Genomic DNA, 20,711 nt, shown 5'->3' on the forward strand with positions numbered 1-20,711 from the left:
AAATGACCAATGACGAAGGATGACCAACCACTTTCCATACTGGCAATCGAGGACAATCCCGGTGACTTTATCTTGATCGACGATTATTTGCTCGAAAAATTCAGTGCCATCAAGGTTATCCATCAGGAGACCTTTGAATCTGCCATAACGGAGCTCAAATCCTTTGAAAACATCGATATCATATTGCTGGACCTTATATTGCCCGATATGAAAGGGGAACAATTGGTGGAAAAAATCCAAGAAGTCAGTGGCAATATTCCTATCATTATTTTAACAGGCTACTCGGATATTGGCCTGGCCAGAAAAATATTGTCCAAGGGGGTGGCGGATTTTTTGATCAAGGACGAAATCAGCCCGGAGATCATTTACAAGTCCATTATCTATGCCCTTGAGCGAAAAAGTTACATCGCCAAATTGAACAAAAACAAAAAGATATATCAGGACCTGTTTGATTTCAGTCCCCAGCCTATGTGGATTTTTGACCCATCAACCCTCCGTTTTTTGAATGTCAACAAGGCGGCCATCGATAAATATGGCTATACATTGGAGGAGTTCAAGAGCATGACAATTAAGGACATTAGGCCAAAAAATCACATGGAGTTTTTGGAAAAAAGTTTGGAAGAACGCAAAAGAGAAGACCGGGACAGCTATGCGGGTGTGTTTTTCCATATTTTAAAGTCAGGTGAGACTATTTGTGTAGAGATCTATAGCAATAATATTGAATATGAAGGTAGAACAGTGCGATTGATACTGGCAAGCGACATTACCGAAAAACAGGAATATGTGAGCACAGTTGAAACCCAGAACAAAAAACTTAGAGAGATTGCATGGACGCAATCACACGTAGTCAGGGCACCCTTGGCACGTATACTATCGGTAATCCATATACTGGAACAAGATTTTGTGGAACCCCATGATTTTCCATTTCTGCTTGACCAAATAAAAATATCGGGAGATGAACTGGATAAAATTATCCAAAATATTGTTACTGAAACCAATACAATGATGAATTTAAGTAACTTGAAAAATGGAAAAGACAATAATACTGGTGGATGATGACCCAACCTTTAACTGGGTATCATCAAAATTGATACAAAAGGTTTCTCCAGACCTCAAGGTAAAAGAGTTTTCCAATGGCCGGATGGCCTTGGATTTTTTACAGGATAATTTTAACGAAAAGGACCATTACACCATTTTGCTCGATATTAATATGCCAGAGATGAACGGATGGGAGTTTATGGATGCCATAGAGAAAAGTGATTGGGCCAACAGCAAATCAATATCAGTATATATAGTTTCCTCTTCCACGGATCCGAGCGATATGGAAACAGCAAGGACCTATGGATTGATCAAGGATTATCTACAAAAGCCACTGAACTTTGATGTAGTGACCGATATCGTTTCGCAACAATAAGAAGATTTCTGGTGATTTAAACAGCATTCCATAGGACGAATACCTTTCAAGAAAAAGAGTTGCCATTGTCGAAAAAAATACTATTCCTCCTTTGTGGCATCGGGGCCGGATACTTCTCAGTCCGGTGCATGGCCAATGGCAGTATCCTTAAATCGCAATATAAAGGTGGTACCTTTACCTATTTCGCTTTCACAGATCAGTTTGCCACCGTTCATTTCAACAAAATCCTTTGCAATGACCAAGCCAAAGCCAGTGCCCTTTTCTCCATGTGTTCCTGTTCTTATTTCTGGTCGGTCATCGTGCCCAAGTCTCTCGAACCAGTCACTTTGCATTCCCATACCAAAATCTTGCACACCTATTTCAATGCATGTGGCATTGCTTTGTGACCATACGATCACTTTTTGGCCGTTCTGGGTAAACTTGATGGCGTTGGAAACCAAATTGCGGAGAACCACTTTGAGCATATTCACATCCATTAAAAGTGTTGGATGCAAAACCTGTAGCTCAATGGCAATATCCTTATCTTGGGCCATTCGTGCAAACTCATGCTTTATGGAGCTGAAAACAGATTTTAAATCACATAAACTTTTATCCAATTCCATGCCATCCAATTGCTTATGGGACCATTGAAGTAAACCATTGACCATGGAAACCTTATCGGAAATTTCATTCTTCAATTTTTCTAAAATGGGTTGTAGTTCGCTGTCCGTTAAATCGGATTGGATCAATTCAATGATAGCGATGAAATTATTCAGAGGCGCCCTGACATCATGGGTAAGTAGCGAGAACAGCTTATTTTTGAGTTGATTGACCTTTTCAAGTTCCTCGTTTTGATCTTCAAGTGCTTTTTTGGCGAGTTGGAGATTTTTTGTTTGCTTGTCTACTTCATTTTTTAGCATTTGGTTTGCATTAAGCTGTAATTTCAAATGTTCAGATTCAATAGCTTTATACTTAAACCCAATAATCAGCGAAAAAAGAATTAACTGGATAGTTACTAAGATTGAAGTTGTAAGAATAATAGGGTAGGTATAAAAATCAAAATGTCTTTTCAAAAACCAAGTGCCTATGTATAATATTGCGGCCAGTAGAATGGGAGTGTAAGAATACAGATAGTAACGGTTCAATTTATGGGCATGGAACAATCGCAAACCTGAAAATATGTTCAGAAATATAGAAGCCATGGACATAATGGCGGCGAACAGTACAAAAAAATCATTCAACCATTCAATCTTAGTTGTCAAATTATTTGTGATATGCAAAATGGGGAGGCTGCCAACGATACCAACAAATACCTTATACGTCCTGCATAAATTAGGAAAGGTGTCCTTTTCTATACTTAGGTAATTTTTTGTAAAAAGCAATAATCCCAAAGTTGAGATCATGGCCGTGGTAAGGGAAGCCTTATCTGCGATTATTGAAGCCGTACTGCCAAAAGATCCATCTAAAAAAAAATATAGGCTCCAGTGTAGGGTCAACCCAAAGATGAGAATGGAGTAATAGAGCAAAACCTTATGCTTCAACACGAAAAAAGAGAGTAGGTGATAGATACCAAAAACACTAAAAATCGAAGTGAAGACAATGGTTTCTAGATGCCTAAAATCAAGAATGTCCATGTTGGGGAAAGTGATTGGTTAAGCACATATTTTGTTCGCAGGCCCAAAGGTGTTCTTTAGTATAAAGGAATCCAATATATATTTTTTTGGTATAAATAGCAAGAATCTGACTCTATTGATCATGTGTTTGTGGAATGGATAACAGAAACTTCAAGCAACAGGTAAATTTGTCCATGCTAGTTTTTTTGCTTTGGGCAAAAGCACAATACTGTTTTTGTTCATAAACAAAATGGTCCGTTATTGGTTGGGAACCGATTTATTGAGGTAATCACCAACATCTACTTTAGAATACGAGCATAATTACGTAGTAACCATAATTTGGCTGCCAAGTTGGTGATTTCCCAACCAAAAAATTGCTTAGCTGCCTTTAAATTTAATTTAAGCTTAGTACATATTTGATTGGAGTTCAACATCTTTTAATTTATTTTTGTCGGCCAAATAAGGATTAAGCTTATGGATGAGTTTGAGCGTAAGAATGCAGAATTTGAACGGATTAAAAAACTGAACGAATTTGACCTCGATTATAGGAATCTTCAGAACGAATTTCAAGGCTTGGTTCAGCTGGCCGCCAATATCACCGATACAGATTTGTCCTTAATCAACTTAATTGATAATTACTCTCAATGGACAGTAACATCAAATTCTTCGGAATTTATGCAAATTAATCGCGAGGACTCTGTTTGTCAATATACGATTCATACCGAGGAATTAATGGAAATCCCACGTCTTGATGAAGACGCACGGTTCAGTGACAAGCCTTTTGTTAAAGGGAGTGATGGATTCAAGTACTATCTGGGGATTCCACTTAAAACGCAAACAGGCGAAAATATCGGAGCACTTTGCGTAATAGATTATAAAGAAAAGAACATCTCCTCCGAAAAGAAAAAGTTGTTAGGGCTTGTTGCCGACGAGGTCGTAAAGAGGCTCGAGTACAAAATGAAATTGGATTTACTGCAAGAACAACTTAACAAGGCCATTGTGCAACGCAATCAAATGGCGCACGACGTTAGAGGGCCTGTGGGGGGTATTCTTGGACTTACGTTAAGTGCCGAAAATGAAACGCTTGATGATGGGGAATTTGGGATGTACATGGAAATGATAAAGAGCTCGGCTTCCAAACTCATGGATTTTACCGATGATATATTGGATAAACAAAAAGAGCAACAGAAAGAAAATTATTTTAACCTCTCGGAATTAAAAAAACACCTTCACGATCTTTATGTGCTAGCAGCCCTTAACAAGCAGATAAAACTTGAGTTTATTTATAATGGAACAAAAAACCATTATAGATTTTCAAGAAGAAAACTGCTCCCTATTGTTGGGAACCTTATCGCCAATTCCATAAAATTTACAGCACCAAAAGGGAAAATAGAGGTAAAGCTTGACATAATACAGAAAGAAGAAAGCGGAACGCTACAGATAGAGGTGAGGGATAATGGAAAGGGCATTTCAAAAGAAAAGCTCCAAAAACTGACAAACTCGAATTTAGGAGAAGATAAGGGGACGAGTGGTGAAAAGGGATATGGTTTAGGCATTAGACTTGTTACGGATATGGTGGGCAGTATCGGGGGCAAGCTCGATATTATCTCAGAAGAAGGTAAAGGAACAACCGCCATTGTGGAAATACCTGTTGGTCTATAACCAAAAAAACGAGTAATTACCACCTTAAATTATAACCTTAAAATTAATTCAGGCCAAAGATTTTTTGATGATTTGTCTTAGCCCTTTTTTGAGTTTGGGAGGTAACCTATTGCTGTTTTTTGTAATACTGCCCCGAGTCTGTTTTGGTTTGAATTAATCAAAAGTTGTATGTGAGAGCTGAATGAACGATAGCAAGAGTAGAACTGTCCGTCTTTTTAAGAACCAATCGGTCTATTCAATCGTATCATGTATTATCATGATCATTAAAATTTGAAATTCAATGCTTTTTCTTGTTTAGCTGCAACCAGGGTAACCTCTTGAATGAAACTTCTTTATTTTTCAAAGGGCCTAACCAGTTCCTCAACTTTATCATCTAAACTAATGGACCGTATTCTTTGGTTTATTAAAAATAGGGGTGAATGAAAATTTGCTGTTAATTCGAAATTTGTAAATTGCAGGGTCAAATATTTGCATTTCCCAACAAATGAAGCCAGAACATTTGCATAACCTCAAAATCAACTCTCTATCAGATAATGGCACAGAGGACGATTTCAGTATAGTGTACGAGTTCTATAGGCCTAAGCTTGTTGTGATCGTAAACAGTTATATCCCTTCCCAAGAAGATGCCGAGGAAATCGTTCATGATGTTTTTATCAAATTATGGGAGAAATGGGAAACTTTGCAGATCACATCAAATTTTACGGGCTATATCTACAGTATGACTCGAAATGCATGCTTGGACTATCTACGAACAAGAAAGAATAAGCTTACCAAAGATATGTCTGCCGAACAGCAGGAGTTTTGGTTGAACCATAGCGCTTTGGCAGATGATATGGCCTCGTCTATTTTGGCAAAAGAGTTACAAGCTCTGGTTGATGAAGCCATAGAGAAACTACCGGAAAAGTGCAAAAAAGTCTTCAAGAAAAGTCGCTTGGAAGGACTCTGTCATCAAGAAATTTCCAAAGAAATGGAGATTTCCCCAAAAACAGTCGAAAACCATATTACCAGAGCCTTACGGCAGCTTAGAGTAACTTTGAGCGAGTATTTGCCCACCCTATTTTTTTAATTTTTGCATCCAGACTAGGGGATGTTTCTTTTTTTTACGTCCTGCTAATGAATACTGTTCCTGAATACAATGAACAAAAAGGATATTATTGCATTGGTCGAAGGTCGTCTGACCAATGAAAGAAAGCAAGAAGTTGTCAAGTGGTTGCTCAAAAACCCAAAACAACAACAGCGCTATCATATTTTAAAGGCAAAGCATGTGGCCAAATCACTGAAACAAAGTGAGTATGGCAATTCCAGCAGTCCAAAAAGGATATATGCGAAATGGTACAAATACGTGGGGTACGCAGCTTGTGCAGTCCTCATTTTTTCTCTCGCATATACATTGATGTTGCCTGCGAACCAAACGGAAATACAAGACAGTCCCCAAATTACATCGGTAACTTCAATTGGCGAGAATAAAACAATCGTGTTGTCCGATGGCACCAAAGTAACCCTTAATGCCAACACCACATTGTCTTACCCCAAGGAGTTTTCTGGTGAATTAAGAGAGGTAAGTTTAAAGGGCGAAGCATTTTTTGATGTGTCCCACAATCCCAAAAAACCCTTTATGGTAGCCACAGGAAACGGGATGAAAATTCAGGTCTTGGGAACAGTTTTCAATGTAAAATCATACCCGGAAGACCTTAATGTGGAAACAACCTTGGTCTCAGGTAAGGTAAAGGTCGTTGAAGAACGGGACCAAAAAACAGTGGTGTTGAACCCATCCCAAAGGGCCACCTATGTTAAAGATGCCGATAAACTTATTGTAGATAATGTACAGACCGAAAATTTTACCGCATGGCGCCAGGGCAAACTTATTTATGATGAGACACCGATACGCCAGGTAATAAGCGATCTGAAAAGAAAGTACAAGGTTGACATATCCGTTGAGTCGCCAGGGATAATGGACTATAAATATACAGGGGAGTTCGATAACCTCGGTATAGAACAAATACTGGATCTTTTCGAAGTTTCCTCACCAATACTGTATCAAATGAAAAATAACCAAATAACACTTTATATGAAGAAATGACCCAAAAAAGAGAGGAGGGTGTTCCCGCACCCCCCTGCTCAATAATTATTTAACCACATAGAAATGTAATTAAACATCGTAAACTCATCAAAATTATGGAAAAAAAGGAACTTTTTTTACCAAAGGTCCCAATTATTAGGATAATGAAAATCTATTTAATCTTAGTGGCACTTACCCTGGCCAAGTTATTTGCTTCTGAGGCGAATGCCCAAAGTATTTCGTTAGAGGCAAATAATGTGAGATTAAAGAGGATATTGAACGAAATTGAACGCAAGAGCGATTACAGCTTTTTCTACAACAACAGTATTGTAGATGTGTATTCCAAAAAATCACTCAAGGTAGAAAACAAGACATTGGATGCCGTATTGAACGAGCTGTTCTCGGAATCCGATATCGCCTTTAGCTTTGTTAGAGATCAAATCATTCTTTTTCCAAAAGACAACCCCGAAATTAAAAACAAAATAGAGCGTCTTTTAAACAAACATGTCGATAAAATGCCGACAGCCTTGAGTCCCGATAGGATCAATGAGCTTATCAGGACCACGGTACAGTTTACCGTTAATGGAAAGATTACCGACAACGCGGGCACCCCTATTCCGGGAGTATCTATTTTGGTAAAGGGTACCTCCAAGGGTACTACCACCGATTTTGATGGTAATTACAGCATCATGGCAGATACTGGAGATGTTCTTATGTTTAGCTACATAGGCTTTGTAACCCAAGAAATTGAAGTCGGTGATCAACAGACCATAGATGTTGTTCTTAAAGAAAATGTGGCCGCGTTGGAAGAGGTTGTCGTTGTAGGTTACGGTACCCAAAAAAAATCGGACCTCACCGGAGCCGTTGGTGCCGTAGACAGCGAGACCCTCTTAAAAGCCCCAGTGAGCAACGCCCTCCAAGGGATGAGGGGCAAAGTAGCCGGTGTAAACGTGTTTTTGAACTCAGGCTCTCCAACAGGATCCCCTAGAATAGTGATTCGTGGTGTGGGTACCATCAATTCATCAACAGACCCTTTATATGTTGTAGATGGTGTGGTAATGGACGACATCCAATTCATAAACCCCAACGATATTGAACGCATGGAAGTCCTCAAGGACGCATCTTCCGCTGCAATTTATGGTGCAAGAGGTGCCAATGGTGTAGTTTTGATCACAACCAAAAGAGGCACCCAAGACGAGAAAATAACCATTGGCTACGATGGATTTTTAAGTGTGGGCCACCTTCGAAAAAAAATGGACCTGCTTGATGCAGATGAGTGGTTGGAAGTGGTAAGAACAGGTATGGAAAATACGCCCAAATACCGCCCCAACGACCCAGCTCCGGTATTTACTGCAAACGACCCGAACCTTTTTGATGCGGAAGGAAACCCACTTTATGACACCGATTGGCAAGATGAAGCTACGCGCACTGCCTATTCCAACAATCACCAGTTGTCCATTCAGCAGGGGAGTGAAAAATCATCCATAGGGGTGTTTTTGAATTATTCCCACATAGAAGGAATAATGCTGAACAATGAATTGGATCGGATCAGTGGAAAAATCGCTTATGATGTTACTCCAAAAGATTGGCTAAAGTTGGGTGTGAACCTTATGGTGAACGATGTTAAGGATACCGAATTTGAAGAAGGAGGAGGAGGTCAGTCCCCAAGAAGGACCATGATAGAAATGCCCCCTATTTTCCCTGTAAAATTTCCAGATGGAACGTGGAGCAATAGCCAAATGATCAGCGATGCCTACAATTTGGAATCCATGTCCAACCCGGTTCATGTATTGGAAACACAAGAAAGATTCTGGGAAAGAAACCAACTTTTCGGGAATTTCTATGCCAATTTCAATATTATGCCCGGTCTGGAATTTAGAACGCAATTCGGTTTCGATAAAAACATCAGAAACAAAAAAGAATATTCCCCAAGAGATTTGGTGAACATTTCTGCTCCCGATGGCTATGCCAGAATATTTAACGAAAGGAGTACCTACTGGCAACAAGAAAACTATCTTACTTACAATCAGGATTTTGGTGATCACAGCATCAATGCCATGTTAGGTTTGAGCTGGCAAGAACGAACCTACGAATCTTCCAACATTTTTGCGAGAGGGTTTAGTGACGATTTTTTCCGCTACAACAATATTGGGTCTGCCAGTAATCCAAGTGCACCGGAATCTACCACTAACGAATGGGCACTTAATTCCTATTTTGTTCGTGCCAGCTATACCTATAAAGGTAAATATTTGCTGACTTTAACAGGCAGGGCGGACGGTTCCTCAAGATTTGGAGAGGACAATAAATATGGATTCTTCCCATCCATAGGTGCAGGTTGGAACATCAGTGAAGAAACCTTTATGGACAACGTTACAGCTATCAACAGACTTAAGTTGCGTGGTAGCTACGGTATTACGGGTAACACGGAAATTGCCCCCTACAGCTCATTGGCAACAGTTTCTTCGGGAACGGTACTGTTAAATGGCACAAGGGTTAGCTCAAGCTCTGTAAACCGTTTGGGAAACCCGGGATTGGAATGGGAAAAAACCAGTCAGTTTGATATTGGATTGGATCTTGCCGCTTTTGATTATAGGTTGCGTTTGGAGTTCGACTACTACGATAAGTTGACCAAAGACCTTTTATTGGATAGACCAGTGCCCTATACTTCTGGATTTACTTCGGTAAGGGATAATATCGGGTCTGTTTCCAATAAAGGTATTGAAGCCATGATTACTGGAGAGATAATTCGTAAAGCCGATTTCGGTTGGGAGACTTCCTTCAACATGAACTATAATAAGAACAGAATTGAAAGTTTGGGTGAAAACGATGAAGACATCGAACCTGGGCCATTCTGGGTATCCGGTAGCCAGACGATCTTACGTGTCGGAGAATCTTTGAGTTCTTTCTGGGGATACGAGCGTTTAGGCACATGGGGTACGGATGAAGCCGCCGAAGCTGCCGAAGTAGGAGCTGTTCCAGGAGAGGCCAAACGATCTGCAGAAAAGAAAATTCTCGGAAAAGGCCTGCCAGATATTACAGGAAGTTTCATCAACACCTTCAGATATAAAAACTTCGATTTCACTGCAGATATTCAATTTGTGGCCGGTGTGGAGATCATGCAACAATTCTATCACTCCACAGAAGACCGTTCCGGTATTGCCAACGGACTTGCTACCATTCTTTATGATGGTTGGACCGAGAACAATCAGAACACCATGGTACAGGAAATCAGGAACCAAGCCTATGCAGGGCAGAATAGCCAAGTAGACAGCAGATGGGTGGTTGATGGTTCTTACATCAGAGGAAACCTATTCTCTTTGGGCTATAACTTCAACCAACAATTTTTGGATTTGATGGGCTTGAACCGTTTGAGGGTCTATGCCAGTTTGGAAAACGCTTTCGTGATCCATTCCAAAGACTTTCAAGGGTATGATCCCGAAGCAACTTCATGGGGTGGAAACCAATGGGGACAGAACATTTTCTTCTTCCAATACCCCAAGCCTAGGACTTTTACCATAGGATGTAGCCTCAAATTTTAATCCATAAAAAAAATATCATGAAAATTAAATATATAGTTTTTCTAATCGGAATAATTGTATTGGGGTCTTGTTCGGACTTTTTGGAAGAACAACCTCTTGCCGAACTTGATTCCAACCAGTTCTTTTCAGAACCAGATCAAGCATATAGTGCAGTAAATTCTTTATATAGAACAGGTGCTCCAAATATGACCGATGGCGGAGTTTATAGCGGAACTCCCCTAATGTTGGGCGGATACATGTCAGGCTATTTTTATAATGAGTACGCAGGTCAAGAGTTGCACGTGAGCAATACACAGGAACTCACCTTGAACGGTGATAATATTGGCGGGTATTTGCAAGACAGATGGAGGGAACTTTATTTGGGGATATCAAGAGCGAACAACGCTATCAAATATATTCCAGAAACACCCGAGCTGAGCGATTCCGAAAGAGCCCAGTTGTTGGCCGAAGCCAAATTTTTCAGAGCATTTGCCTACTATTATTTGGTAAGATGGTTCGGTCCGGTTCCATTGACAACGGAGCCCTATGAATCTTTGGACAACCTCTATCTGGAAAGAAGCCCGATAGCCGATGTCTATGCTTTGATAGAGCAGGATTTAAAGGATGCCCTTGATGGTGGCTTACCAACGGTAAGTATGGTGGACAATGGCAAACGCGTTACTGCTGGGGCAGTGGCAACCTTATTGGCCGATGTGTACCTGACAATGAGCGGAAACCCTTTGAATGCCGATCGTTACGCCGATGCAGCAGCATTATCTCAGGAAATCATCAACGGAACCTACGGTTCTTATGATTTGGTACAGCATGATGAAGTATCTCCGGGAGTAGTCGATGTTGAGAATTCAGCCTATAATAAAATCCGAAAAGGAGATGCATCATCCATAGAGCACATATATATCAAAGAATATGATCCAGAGATAGCTACTTCGGTATATCCAAGATATTCCTATCCCGTGGCACTGGCTTCAGAAGTTCTTTATGACATTACCAACGGGGGATATTTACCTTCAGAAGGATTTATGGACCTGTATGACTCTGATAATGACCTTCGAATTCAGGAAAAGCAGTTTTTCCATTCCAGTTTTGAAGATACAGAGCAGACTTTTTCAACAGCACCTTATATATGGCACGATGATACAGCGGTATTTGAAACAGCAAACTCGGGAAAGGATTTTGCAGTTTACGGTTATGCCGATGTGCTTTTGATCGCTGCCGAAGCCATTGCAAGATCCAGTGGAGTAACTTCCGATGCCATTAACTATTTGGCCCAAGTACGCTCCAGAGCTTATTGGGAATCCGATTTGGCCACGGTTGAAGCAGACCTTGCCGGTTTGGGAACAGAAGCTTTTGTACAAGAGGTGTGGAAAGAAAGACACAAAGAATTGGTGTTCGAATTCAAAACTTGGTTCGATATTGTTCGTACAGGTCAGTTTCCGGTAGCGGATGCACCAGGTAGTATATCCTTTGTAAATGCAGTAGGACATACCACAGAAAGAGGCAAGCAAATTGAAGAAAAACACATGTTGTTGCCTTTGCCAGGGCCTGAGCTTCAGCGTAACCCGAATCTGGGTACCGATAATAATGGCTATTAAACATATTTAAAATGTATAGGGCCCATGGAATCCTTTATGGATGATGGGCCTCAATTTTACCAATTAAGATATTTATGGCAATCCGTTGCAGACATGTTTATCTCAACATAGAGCAATGGTTGTCCGTTAAGCTTGATTCATTTACTCATAAAAACCAAACTTATATCCATGCAGATTATAGAGAATTCCACGGTCTACGATGCCATTATTGTGGGCTCTGGAGCAGGTGGCGGTATGTCGGCGAAAGTTTTGTCGGAGGCCGGCCTAAAGGTTGCCGTAGTGGAGGCGGGTCCGTTTTTCGACCCTGCCATGCCAGAGCACCAAACCCAGTTGAAATGGCCCTACGAGAGTCCAAGGAGAGGTAAAAGCACAAAGTTCCGACCCTTTGGGGATTTTGATGCCGCTTACGGTGGTTGGGACATCGAAGGTGAGCCCTATACCCAGAAAGACGGTACCCAGTTTGAATGGTTCCGCTCCCGGATGCTCGGTGGGCGTACCAACCACTGGGGAAGGATATCGCTGAGGTTCGGTCCCAAGGACTTTAAGCATAAGGACGTTGACGGCCATGGGGACAACTGGCCCATAAGCTATGATGATGTAAAGCCGTATTACGATAAGGTGGACAAGATGATCGGGGTGTTCGGCACCAACGAAGGCCTTCCCAACGACCCGGACGGTTTTTTTCTGCCACCGCCCAAACCAAGATTGCACGAGCTTTTTTATATCAAAGGAGCACGCAAGAGCAACATTCCCGTGTATCCGTCGCGGATGTCCATGCTGACCAAGAAAATCAATAACGACCGCGGGGTGTGCTTCTACTGTGGGCAATGTAATAGAGCCTGCCAGGTATATGCTGATTTCTCTGCAGGGACATGTTTAATTTTTCCTGCGCAGAAAAATGGAGGACAAATCGATCTTTTTGTGAATTGCATGGTTCGTGAGGTCAATACCGATGAAGAAGGTAGAGCCACAGGAGTGTCCTACATTAACAAAGAAGATCGTAAAGAATATAAATTGAAAGGAAAAGTAGTGGTACTGGGTGCCTCGGCCTGTAGTTCTGCTCGTATCCTTCTCAATTCAAAAAGTAAGCAACACCCGAATGGATTAGGGAACAGCAGTGACGTTGTGGGTAGGTATCTGCACGATTCAACGGGTGCTGATAGAGCTGCATTTATTCCCGATTTGATGAACCGAAAGGTTTCCTATAACGAAGATGGTGTAGGAGGTATGCATGTGTACTCACCTTGGTGGGGTGATAATTCCAAGTTGGATTTTCCACGTGGTTACCACATTGAAGTTTGGGGCGGTATGGGTATGCCCAGTTACGGATTCGGTTTCAATGTGAACGAGTTCAATAAGTTCTTCGGGACCAAGGTGGGCGGCTATGGCGGCGTACTGCGCAGCGATGCCAAAAAATACTACGGTGCCGTAGTGGGCATGGCCGGTCGGGGAGAATCCATTGCAAGGAAGGAGAACTATTGTGAAATAGACCCGACCACGGTGGACGAGTTCGGTATCCCAGTGCTGCGGTTCAACTACAAATGGAGCCAGTACGAAATCAACCAGGCCAAGCACATGCAAGATACTTTTGAGGAAATCTTGACCAATATGGGTGGTGAGTTTATGGGGGAAAAACCAGGTAAAGACATCAATTATGGTTTGCACAACCCTGGAAACATTATCCACGAGGTTGGAACAACTAGAATGGGAGATGACCCGAAAACATCAGTGACCAATAAATTTCAGCAGCTGCACGATGTAGACAATGTATTTATTGTTGATGCAGGACCATTTACTTCGCAAGCGGATAAGAACTGTACGTGGACTATTTTGGCGCTTTCCATGAGGGCTTCGGAATATATCGTGGAGCAATTGAAACAACAAAACATTTAAGGACATGGACAGAAGAAAGAGTTTAAAATCGATAGTACTGGGCTCCGTGGCCGGTGGACTGGCCATACACGGATGCAAACCCGCTACGGAAGGGACAGAACTGACGGAAGCACCAAAGATCACCTACCCGGGAAGAGTGCCGCAGGAGACCGAACTGATCGACGAACTACAGGACGAACAGTTTCTGAATCCCCATGAAGTGGAAACGCTTACCATATTGTGCGACCTTATCCTGCCCCCATCGGAGGATTACAAAGGAGCATCGGATGCCGATGTGGTCGGCTTTATCGAGTTTATGTCCAAGGATGAGGAGACCTTACAGCCCGACATCCGCGGGGGGATCATGTGGTTGGACCACAAGGGCAACACGGAGTACGGAGCGGAGTTCAAAAAGGCGACCGAAGAACAGCAAAGGGCCATACTGGACGAAATCGCCTATTACGACCCGGAAGTCCCAAGCAACGAGCGCCCCTTTGAGGTGAACTTCTTCTCGTTGGTCAGGAACCTGACGATGACGGGCTTCTATACGAGTAAGATTGGGATAGAGGAGATCGGTTATAAAGGCAATCAGCCCAATGTATGGGACGGTGTTCCGGACGATGTACTGGAACAGCACGGGGTATCGTACGACGAGGAATGGCTCGCCAAATGTGTGGACCAGAGCAAGCGTGGCATCATCGCAGAATGGGACGAGGATGGAAACCTCTTAACGTAATGTAAATGGAATAACCAAAGCTTCTTTATGGAAAATTCTGCCATAGATTGGATTTGAGTTAGTTTAGTTAATTTGATACAGGCTCCTTTTTAGGGGCCTGTATTCATTAATTAACACACTTTTGAAAATAAATTGAAAATTCCCATGGTTTTGTATATTCAAAGATTCGAAAGATCTTTATCATACATAACTATACAGCATGCATTTCAGGCTTTTATCAATCGTATTATTATTGGTCTGTTTATCGGTTAACGGTCAACAATTATTACCCCCGATCCAAAATTATCAATTACTGGATTATAAGGGGGGTAGTAAAAACTGGGATGTTTCTGTAAATAACAAAGGAGAGCTTTTTGTGGCCAATAATAAAGGCTTGCTCCATTTTAATGGGGAGCAGTGGACTTTGAACAAATTGCCAAACAATACCATAATACGTTCTGTAGAGAGTATTGGTGATAGAGTGTATACGGGTTCGTACGAGGAGTTTGGTTACTGGACCAAAAACAAGTTTGGAGAGTTGGGCTATACCTCTTTAACACACCTTATTAAAGACCATACTTTTACCAGTGAGGAATTTTGGGAAATTTTTCCATCTAAAGATGGAAAGGTAGTGTTCCGTTCTTTTTCAGCAATCTATTTCTATGATAACAATGATATATCCGTTGTAGATCCTCCAGATGTGGTCTCTGATTTTATTGAGTTCAATGATAGATTAATTGTGGCAGGGGGATCAGTAGGGCTTTTTGAGGTTAAAAATGAAGGGTTGGTGTCCCTGCCAAATCAAGATATTTTGTTGGGGAAGACAGTTAATGATATGGCCATTTTCCAAGATAAACTTTTGATTGGGACTAAATTGCATGGTTGTTTTTTGTATGATGGCAGCACATTATCACCATGGTCCGCTCCTATGAATGAAGACCTTAAACAACATCAACTAAATAAGATAACCGTTTTGGGTAACGGTCTTCTAGCTTTAGGAACCATTAAAAATGGAATGTACCTATACGATACGGTTTCGCAGCGTTACAGCGTATTGAATAGGGAGTCCGGTCTTCAGAATAATACGGTACTATCCGCTTTATTGTTCAAAAATCAGTTGTGGTTAGGGTTGGATAACGGAATTGCCCGGGTAAAACTGAACAATCCCATTTCATATTATACCGACTATACCGGTACACTGGGCATGGTCTACGATATGGCATGGTACAATGGTAAATTATTTTTAGGGAGTAACACAGGGGTCTTTTATTTTGAAGGGAACGAACTTAGGTTTGTAAGTGGTTCACAAGGCCATGTTTGGGACTTGGAGGTTATAGAGGGCGATTTGCTCTGTGGGCACAACACAGGTACCTATAAGGTAACCGAGAATAGCTTTGAACTTGTGGGAGCAATTGCGGGAGGTTATCAAATACTAAAAGTACCGGATGCGAGTTCAACCTATGTTCAGGGCACGTACAACGGACTCGCAAAGTTCAAAAAGCTGGATAACGGCCAATGGGAAGTGATAAAAATTGAAGGATTTGATGATCCCGTTAAGCAGCTGTGTTTTGAAACACCCAATATTCTTTGGGCAGCGCACCCCTACAAGGGTTTTTATAGGATTCATTTTGAAAAGGGAACATATAAAAAGGTTGACAGGATTCAGGGTTTTGAAAACGAAGGCTCTCCGAGTGAATACAATGTAAAGCTCTATAATATCAAGAACAATATTGTACTCAACAGTGAGGGCACTTGGTTTACCTATAACCCTATTGTAGACCACATTGAAAAGTTTGATGCGTTCAAGAATTACCAGAACAAAGAGCTGTTGTTTTTTGATGAACAATATTTCTGGTTTGTCGATGATAAAGAGCAGAAGGCCGTTATCCATACCAATTTAAAAGGCGATAGTCTAATAATCACGGACCTTCCCTTACGGGAACGATTGGCACCGGATTCACAGAACGTGGTAAGGGTGAACGATAGTGCATCCTACATTACTTTAACGGATGGATTTGCCAAGATAAACACCAATGGCCTGAAAAGTCTTTCCGAAAATCAGGAGCTTCCTGTGCCGAATTTTGTTGTGTTAAAGGATCAGAAAGTCAAATATTCCGTTTTAGGTGAATCCGTGGAAATACCTTTTGGGCGTTCCCAATCCTTGGCTATAGAGGTGGCATCACCAGAATATATATCGCCCCATTATTATTACAAGTTGGAAGGTCCTAAAGAATATTCGGAGTATGCGGAGACCGGGTTCATCAACTTTCAAAACCTGCCTTATGGCGCATACACCCTTAAAGTTGCTACCGTAGGTATGGGCAATGCCTTATCCAAATCCAATAGCTTGAACTTTGAAATCTTACCACCATGGTATTATTCGTGGTGGAGTCTTTTCCTTTATGCAGCATTAGGGGGCTTGGCAATTTATTTGGTAAGACGGTACAACAGAAAAAAACTGGAAAGAAAGCATAGGGAACTTATGGAGCGCATGGAACAGGAGCAACAGGAAAGAATGGCGAAATTGGAAAAGGAAGAGTTGGCCAAGGAAGTAAAGCTCAAACAAAATGAGTTGGCCAGTACAACACTGAATATCGCCAGGAAAAATGAAATGATATTGGAACTTAAGAACATGTTGGTGATGAACAAAGATAAATTCCCCAATTCCCACCGATACAGGTCCTTCATTAAAAAACTGAACAGTTCCATCGAGGATACGGAAGATTGGAAACGTTTTGAGGTCAATTTTAAGGAATTGCACGAAGATTTCTTTGAACGACTACTCAAATCATACCCGGTATTGACTCCAAAGGACCTTAAATTATGTGCATACCTAAAAATGAATCTTTCTACCAAGGAGATTGCACCTCTTATGGGGATAACAATTAGGGGGGTGGAAATACACCGATACCGACTGAGAAAGAAACTCGATATGGACAGTTCGGAGAACCTTTCCAATTTTCTTATCACTTTTTAAAACCATAGAATCGCATGCTTAGATATGTTAAAAGTGGTTTAATAAACTACATCAACACTACATCATTGTGTTAAATCTTTTTACATCAAAACTGGGATTACTACTGCAAACACGGTGAAATAAGGCTTTTGAGCCCTTTGTTTGATGATGTATTTTTTATGTATTCCAACTAGCCCTTGAGTGTAAGCTTCTTTATTAATTTAGTAGAAATCTAACTCTATTTTTGCACAATTATGAAAATTAAAAGCAAACTATTGCTAATATCGTTTTTGTTGTTTCAAGCTGTACTTTTGGCTCAAAACAATATAACAATCTCGGGAACGGTCATGGATGACCAGGGACAACCGTTACCCGGGGCAAGCATAGTGCTACAAGGCACTACTACAGGAACCCAAACGGACTTTGATGGCAATTATCGTTTGGAGAACATTCCGGGTAACGGAACATTGGTGTTCAGTTACGTCGGATTTACAACTCAAACTGTACCTATTAATAATAGGACAACCATTGATTTGACCATGCAGGAAGATACCCAAAACTTGGACGAAGTGGTCGTGGTAGGTTACGGTACCCAAAAGAAAGCCGATTTAACGGGTTCCATTGCCACAGTTGATGCAGAACAAATTGAAAAAACACCTTCCGCAAACCCGCTTCAGTCATTACAAGGTAAGGTGGCTGGTGTACAGATTGTTACTACTGGCTCGCCAGGTGCATCCCCCAATGTACGTATTAGGGGCCTCGGAACTTATGATTCCGAAGACTCGGCAGCAACAAAGGTACTCTATGTGGTAGACGGCATGTTTTATAGTAATATAGATTTCTTAAACCCCAACGACATCAAATCTATGAATGTACTAAAGGATGCCTCCTCTTCGGCCATTTACGGGGTAAGGGCGGCCAACGGTGTTATCATCATCGAAACTAAGTCCGGAGGAAAAAACAGAAAACCTACCATAGAGTATAATGGCTATACAGGTATACAGCGGGCCCAGAATGTTTTACAAATGGCCAATGCAGAGCAGTTTGTGACCATGGCCGTAGAGTCTGGCTCAGAAGCCGATGTGCAATACGTATTGAATGCCATGCAACGCTATGGCAGAAGTCGTATTAATCCGAATGTGCCCGATGTGAACACGGATTGGTACGATGAGATTATACGTGATGGACTCATTCAAAACCACAGTTTAAGTGTTACCGGAGGCACCGATAATGTATCCTATTCCCTTGGTACAAACTACTTCTCCCAAGAAGGTCTGTTGGATATGAAAAACGAGTATGAACGGTTCAATATACGCTCCAAGCTGGATGTGGACGTTCTCGATAATTTAAAAATGGGGGTGAACACCGTTTTTAGTAATGCAACGCAGCAAACCCCTGAAAACTCAGCCTGGTTCAAAGCGTATTTTGCCGTTCCAATTCTTCCTGTTTTTGATGACTTGAACACCGAGGCAACACCGACACGCTATGCCAACGCCCAAGCATTGGGGTACAGGGGCACACAAAACCCTTTCCCAGACATGGACTACAACGATAATAGACTGAAGATACGTAAGCTGTTGGCCAATATTTATCTGGAAACAGATTTGATAAAAGACAAGCTTACTTTCAAAACAACATATAATATAGACTTCTCCGCTTTGGAAGAACGCTATGTGAACCTACCTTACAATATGGGCTTTGGGGATCAGCGAATCTCGGATATCAATAGAAAGCAGAACAATTACTACAACCAAATTTGGGACAACGTTCTTACCTATTCCGATACCTATGCTGAAGACCACAATGTTACGATTATGGCAGGTACATCCTTTAGGGACGAGGCATCCAATAGGTTTGAGGCCACTGGTAGCGATATTGCCGGAATCAACTATGAGACATCTTGGTATTTGGATTTTGCCGATCCATTATCGTTTAATAACAATGTTGAAGAAGATAATAATAGAATCTACGGACAATCTTATTTTGGTAGGGTATCCTATAATTATAAGAGCCGTTATCTGCTCTACGGAACATTTAGGGCAGATAGATCCTCGAAGTTTACCAAGGAACAGTGGGGATATTTCCCTTCCGTAGGTGCCGGTTGGGTAATTTCCCAAGAGCCATTTATGGAAAACGTGGGTTTCTTTGATTTCTTAAAATTAAGGGCCGCATGGGGGCGATTGGGTAATGATAATGTTCCTGCAAGTGCCGGAGCCAACACTATTGAAAATGAAACTGTTGATTTGGGGGATACTCCAAATACAGGGGTTACCGCTACAAGTACATACACCGATTTAACTTGGGAGGTAGTGGAAGAGTTGGACTTTGGTTTCAACATGAATACCTTCAACAATCGTTTGTCGCTTGAGGCAGATTACTACATAAGGGATACTGAAGATGCCATTATGCCCGTGTACATCCCCATTGCAGACCAAACAATCTTAAGAAACTCAGGGGTTATCCGCAACTCGGGAGTAGAGGTAGCATTAAATTGGAGTGATGAAATTACCCCAGATTTCACCTATACTGTTGGAGCCAATTTTACCACGGTAAAAAATGAAGCCATTGAGATTGAGGACGAAAGAGGTTATATTGATTCCGGCTCTGCCGAGTTCAGACAGCGAACTATGGAGGGAGAACCATTGTATGCATTTTACGGATACGAAACCACTGGAGTTTATCAAAATCAAGCCCAAATTGATGCCGACCCTGTGGCACAGAGCGCCATTGCTGACGGACAGAATATTCAACCCGGTTACCTGATATTCAACGATAGGGATGGTGATGGCGCCATTACAGACCAAGATAGAATGGTATTGGGATCTTTCCTTCCAAAATTTACCTACGGAGGTAATATTGGATTAAATTATAAAGACTTTGGTTTCTCCCTAAATTTTTATGGTCAATCAGGAAACAAGATCTTGAATAGAAAGCGGGGTGAGGTCATCTTTACCAACGACACCAATATAGATGCCGATTTGGCCAAAAACCGTTGGCATGGTGAAGGCACCAGCAACAGCTATCCTTCATCTGCAGGACTTAGAAATAGCTGGAACCAACGATTGAGCAATTTTTGGGTAGAGGATGGAGATTTCTTCAGAATCCAGAACATACAGTTGGCTTACACCCTACGTGGTGATAAACTTAAGGGCAACATGCCCGATTTTAAATTCACATTGACAGCCGAAAGACCTTTGACCATCTTCAGTTACAATGGATTTAACCCAGAAGTATCCGATGGGGTTGATCGTCAGACCTATCCTGTTCCGGCGATTTACACAGTAGGTGTTAATGTTAAACTATAAAAAGA

General features: G+C 41.5%; 12 protein-coding genes. 11 read left to right on the forward strand and 1 reads right to left on the reverse strand.

What is annotated here, in order from left to right; all coding sequences use genetic code 11:
* Positions 1–9 precede the first annotated feature (9 nt).
* Together MURRU_RS13805 and MURRU_RS13810 are read left to right on the forward strand one after the other, a co-directional pair.
* Entirely contained in the window at positions 10–1,056 is a 1,047-nt protein-coding gene (locus tag MURRU_RS13805; protein ID WP_014034090.1) for a response regulator, read from the forward strand.
* Positions 1,028–1,414, forward strand: coding sequence for a response regulator (locus MURRU_RS13810; RefSeq protein WP_014034091.1), 387 nt, complete (start codon positions 1,028–1,030; stop codon positions 1,412–1,414). Before MURRU_RS13805 ends, MURRU_RS13810 begins: the two co-directional genes overlap by 29 nt.
* Positions 1,415–1,530: 116 nt before the next feature.
* On the opposite strand, the gene MURRU_RS13815 is transcribed toward MURRU_RS13810, so the two are convergent.
* Positions 1,531–3,027, reverse strand: a complete 1,497-nt coding sequence (locus tag MURRU_RS13815) for a sensor histidine kinase (protein ID WP_014034092.1) — start codon at positions 3,025–3,027, stop codon at positions 1,531–1,533.
* Positions 3,028–3,480: 453 nt separating this feature from the next.
* Between MURRU_RS13815 and MURRU_RS13820 the strand changes: the two genes are divergently transcribed.
* From MURRU_RS13820 to MURRU_RS13860, 9 genes are all read left to right on the forward strand, one after another.
* Positions 3,481–4,668, forward strand: coding sequence for a GAF domain-containing sensor histidine kinase (locus tag MURRU_RS13820; protein WP_014034093.1), 1,188 nt, complete (start codon positions 3,481–3,483; stop codon positions 4,666–4,668).
* 484 nt (positions 4,669–5,152) lie between these two features.
* The gene (locus tag MURRU_RS13825) at positions 5,153–5,734 is read left to right on the forward strand and encodes an RNA polymerase sigma-70 factor (RefSeq protein WP_014034094.1); all 582 of its coding nucleotides are present in this window, start codon (positions 5,153–5,155) and stop codon (positions 5,732–5,734) included.
* A gap of 69 nt (positions 5,735–5,803) precedes the next feature.
* Positions 5,804–6,748, forward strand: a complete 945-nt coding sequence (locus MURRU_RS13830) for a FecR family protein (protein WP_014034095.1) — start codon at positions 5,804–5,806, stop codon at positions 6,746–6,748.
* A 143-nt stretch (positions 6,749–6,891) separates the two neighbouring features.
* A complete protein-coding gene (locus MURRU_RS13835) occupies positions 6,892–10,266 on the forward strand; it encodes a TonB-dependent receptor (RefSeq protein ID WP_148261516.1) in 3,375 nt (1,124 codons plus the stop codon).
* 17 nt (positions 10,267–10,283) lie between these two features.
* The gene (locus MURRU_RS13840; RefSeq protein WP_014034097.1) at positions 10,284–11,858 is read left to right on the forward strand and encodes a RagB/SusD family nutrient uptake outer membrane protein; all 1,575 of its coding nucleotides are present in this window, start codon (positions 10,284–10,286) and stop codon (positions 11,856–11,858) included.
* Between the two features lie 168 nt (positions 11,859–12,026).
* Positions 12,027–13,751, forward strand: coding sequence for a GMC oxidoreductase (locus tag MURRU_RS13845; RefSeq protein WP_014034098.1), 1,725 nt, complete (start codon positions 12,027–12,029; stop codon positions 13,749–13,751).
* A 4-nt stretch (positions 13,752–13,755) separates the two neighbouring features.
* Positions 13,756–14,466, forward strand: a complete 711-nt coding sequence (locus MURRU_RS13850; RefSeq protein WP_014034099.1) for a gluconate 2-dehydrogenase subunit 3 family protein — start codon at positions 13,756–13,758, stop codon at positions 14,464–14,466.
* Between the two features lie 199 nt (positions 14,467–14,665).
* Positions 14,666–17,422, forward strand: coding sequence for a DNA-directed RNA polymerase sigma-70 factor (locus MURRU_RS13855; RefSeq protein ID WP_014034100.1), 2,757 nt, complete (start codon positions 14,666–14,668; stop codon positions 17,420–17,422).
* 233 nt (positions 17,423–17,655) lie between these two features.
* Positions 17,656–20,706: a SusC/RagA family TonB-linked outer membrane protein gene (locus MURRU_RS13860; protein WP_014034101.1), complete on the forward strand. Its 3,051-nt coding sequence runs from the start codon at positions 17,656–17,658 to the stop codon at positions 20,704–20,706.
* Positions 20,707–20,711: the final 5 nt, after the last annotated feature.

The organism is Allomuricauda ruestringensis DSM 13258, from assembly GCF_000224085.1.
GTDB lineage: Bacteria > Bacteroidota > Bacteroidia > Flavobacteriales > Flavobacteriaceae > Flagellimonas > Flagellimonas ruestringensis.

Excerpts from the sequence above, each read along its gene's own strand:
- MURRU_RS13805 (WP_014034090.1), top strand. The coding sequence starts at position 10 with ATGACGAAGGATGACCAACCACTTTCCATACTGGCAATCGAGGACAAT.
- MURRU_RS13810 (WP_014034091.1), top strand. The coding sequence starts at position 1,028 with ATGGAAAAGACAATAATACTGGTGGATGATGACCCAACCTTTAACTGG.
- MURRU_RS13815 (WP_014034092.1), bottom strand. The coding sequence starts at position 3,027 with ATGGACATTCTTGATTTTAGGCATCTAGAAACCATTGTCTTCACTTCG.
- MURRU_RS13820 (WP_014034093.1), top strand. The coding sequence starts at position 3,481 with ATGGATGAGTTTGAGCGTAAGAATGCAGAATTTGAACGGATTAAAAAA.
- MURRU_RS13825 (WP_014034094.1), top strand. The coding sequence starts at position 5,153 with ATGAAGCCAGAACATTTGCATAACCTCAAAATCAACTCTCTATCAGAT.
- MURRU_RS13830 (WP_014034095.1), top strand. The coding sequence starts at position 5,804 with ATGAACAAAAAGGATATTATTGCATTGGTCGAAGGTCGTCTGACCAAT.
- MURRU_RS13835 (WP_148261516.1), top strand. The coding sequence starts at position 6,892 with ATGAAAATCTATTTAATCTTAGTGGCACTTACCCTGGCCAAGTTATTT.
- MURRU_RS13840 (WP_014034097.1), top strand. The coding sequence starts at position 10,284 with ATGAAAATTAAATATATAGTTTTTCTAATCGGAATAATTGTATTGGGG.
- MURRU_RS13845 (WP_014034098.1), top strand. The coding sequence starts at position 12,027 with ATGCAGATTATAGAGAATTCCACGGTCTACGATGCCATTATTGTGGGC.
- MURRU_RS13850 (WP_014034099.1), top strand. The coding sequence starts at position 13,756 with ATGGACAGAAGAAAGAGTTTAAAATCGATAGTACTGGGCTCCGTGGCC.
- MURRU_RS13855 (WP_014034100.1), top strand. The coding sequence starts at position 14,666 with ATGCATTTCAGGCTTTTATCAATCGTATTATTATTGGTCTGTTTATCG.
- MURRU_RS13860 (WP_014034101.1), top strand. The coding sequence starts at position 17,656 with ATGAAAATTAAAAGCAAACTATTGCTAATATCGTTTTTGTTGTTTCAA.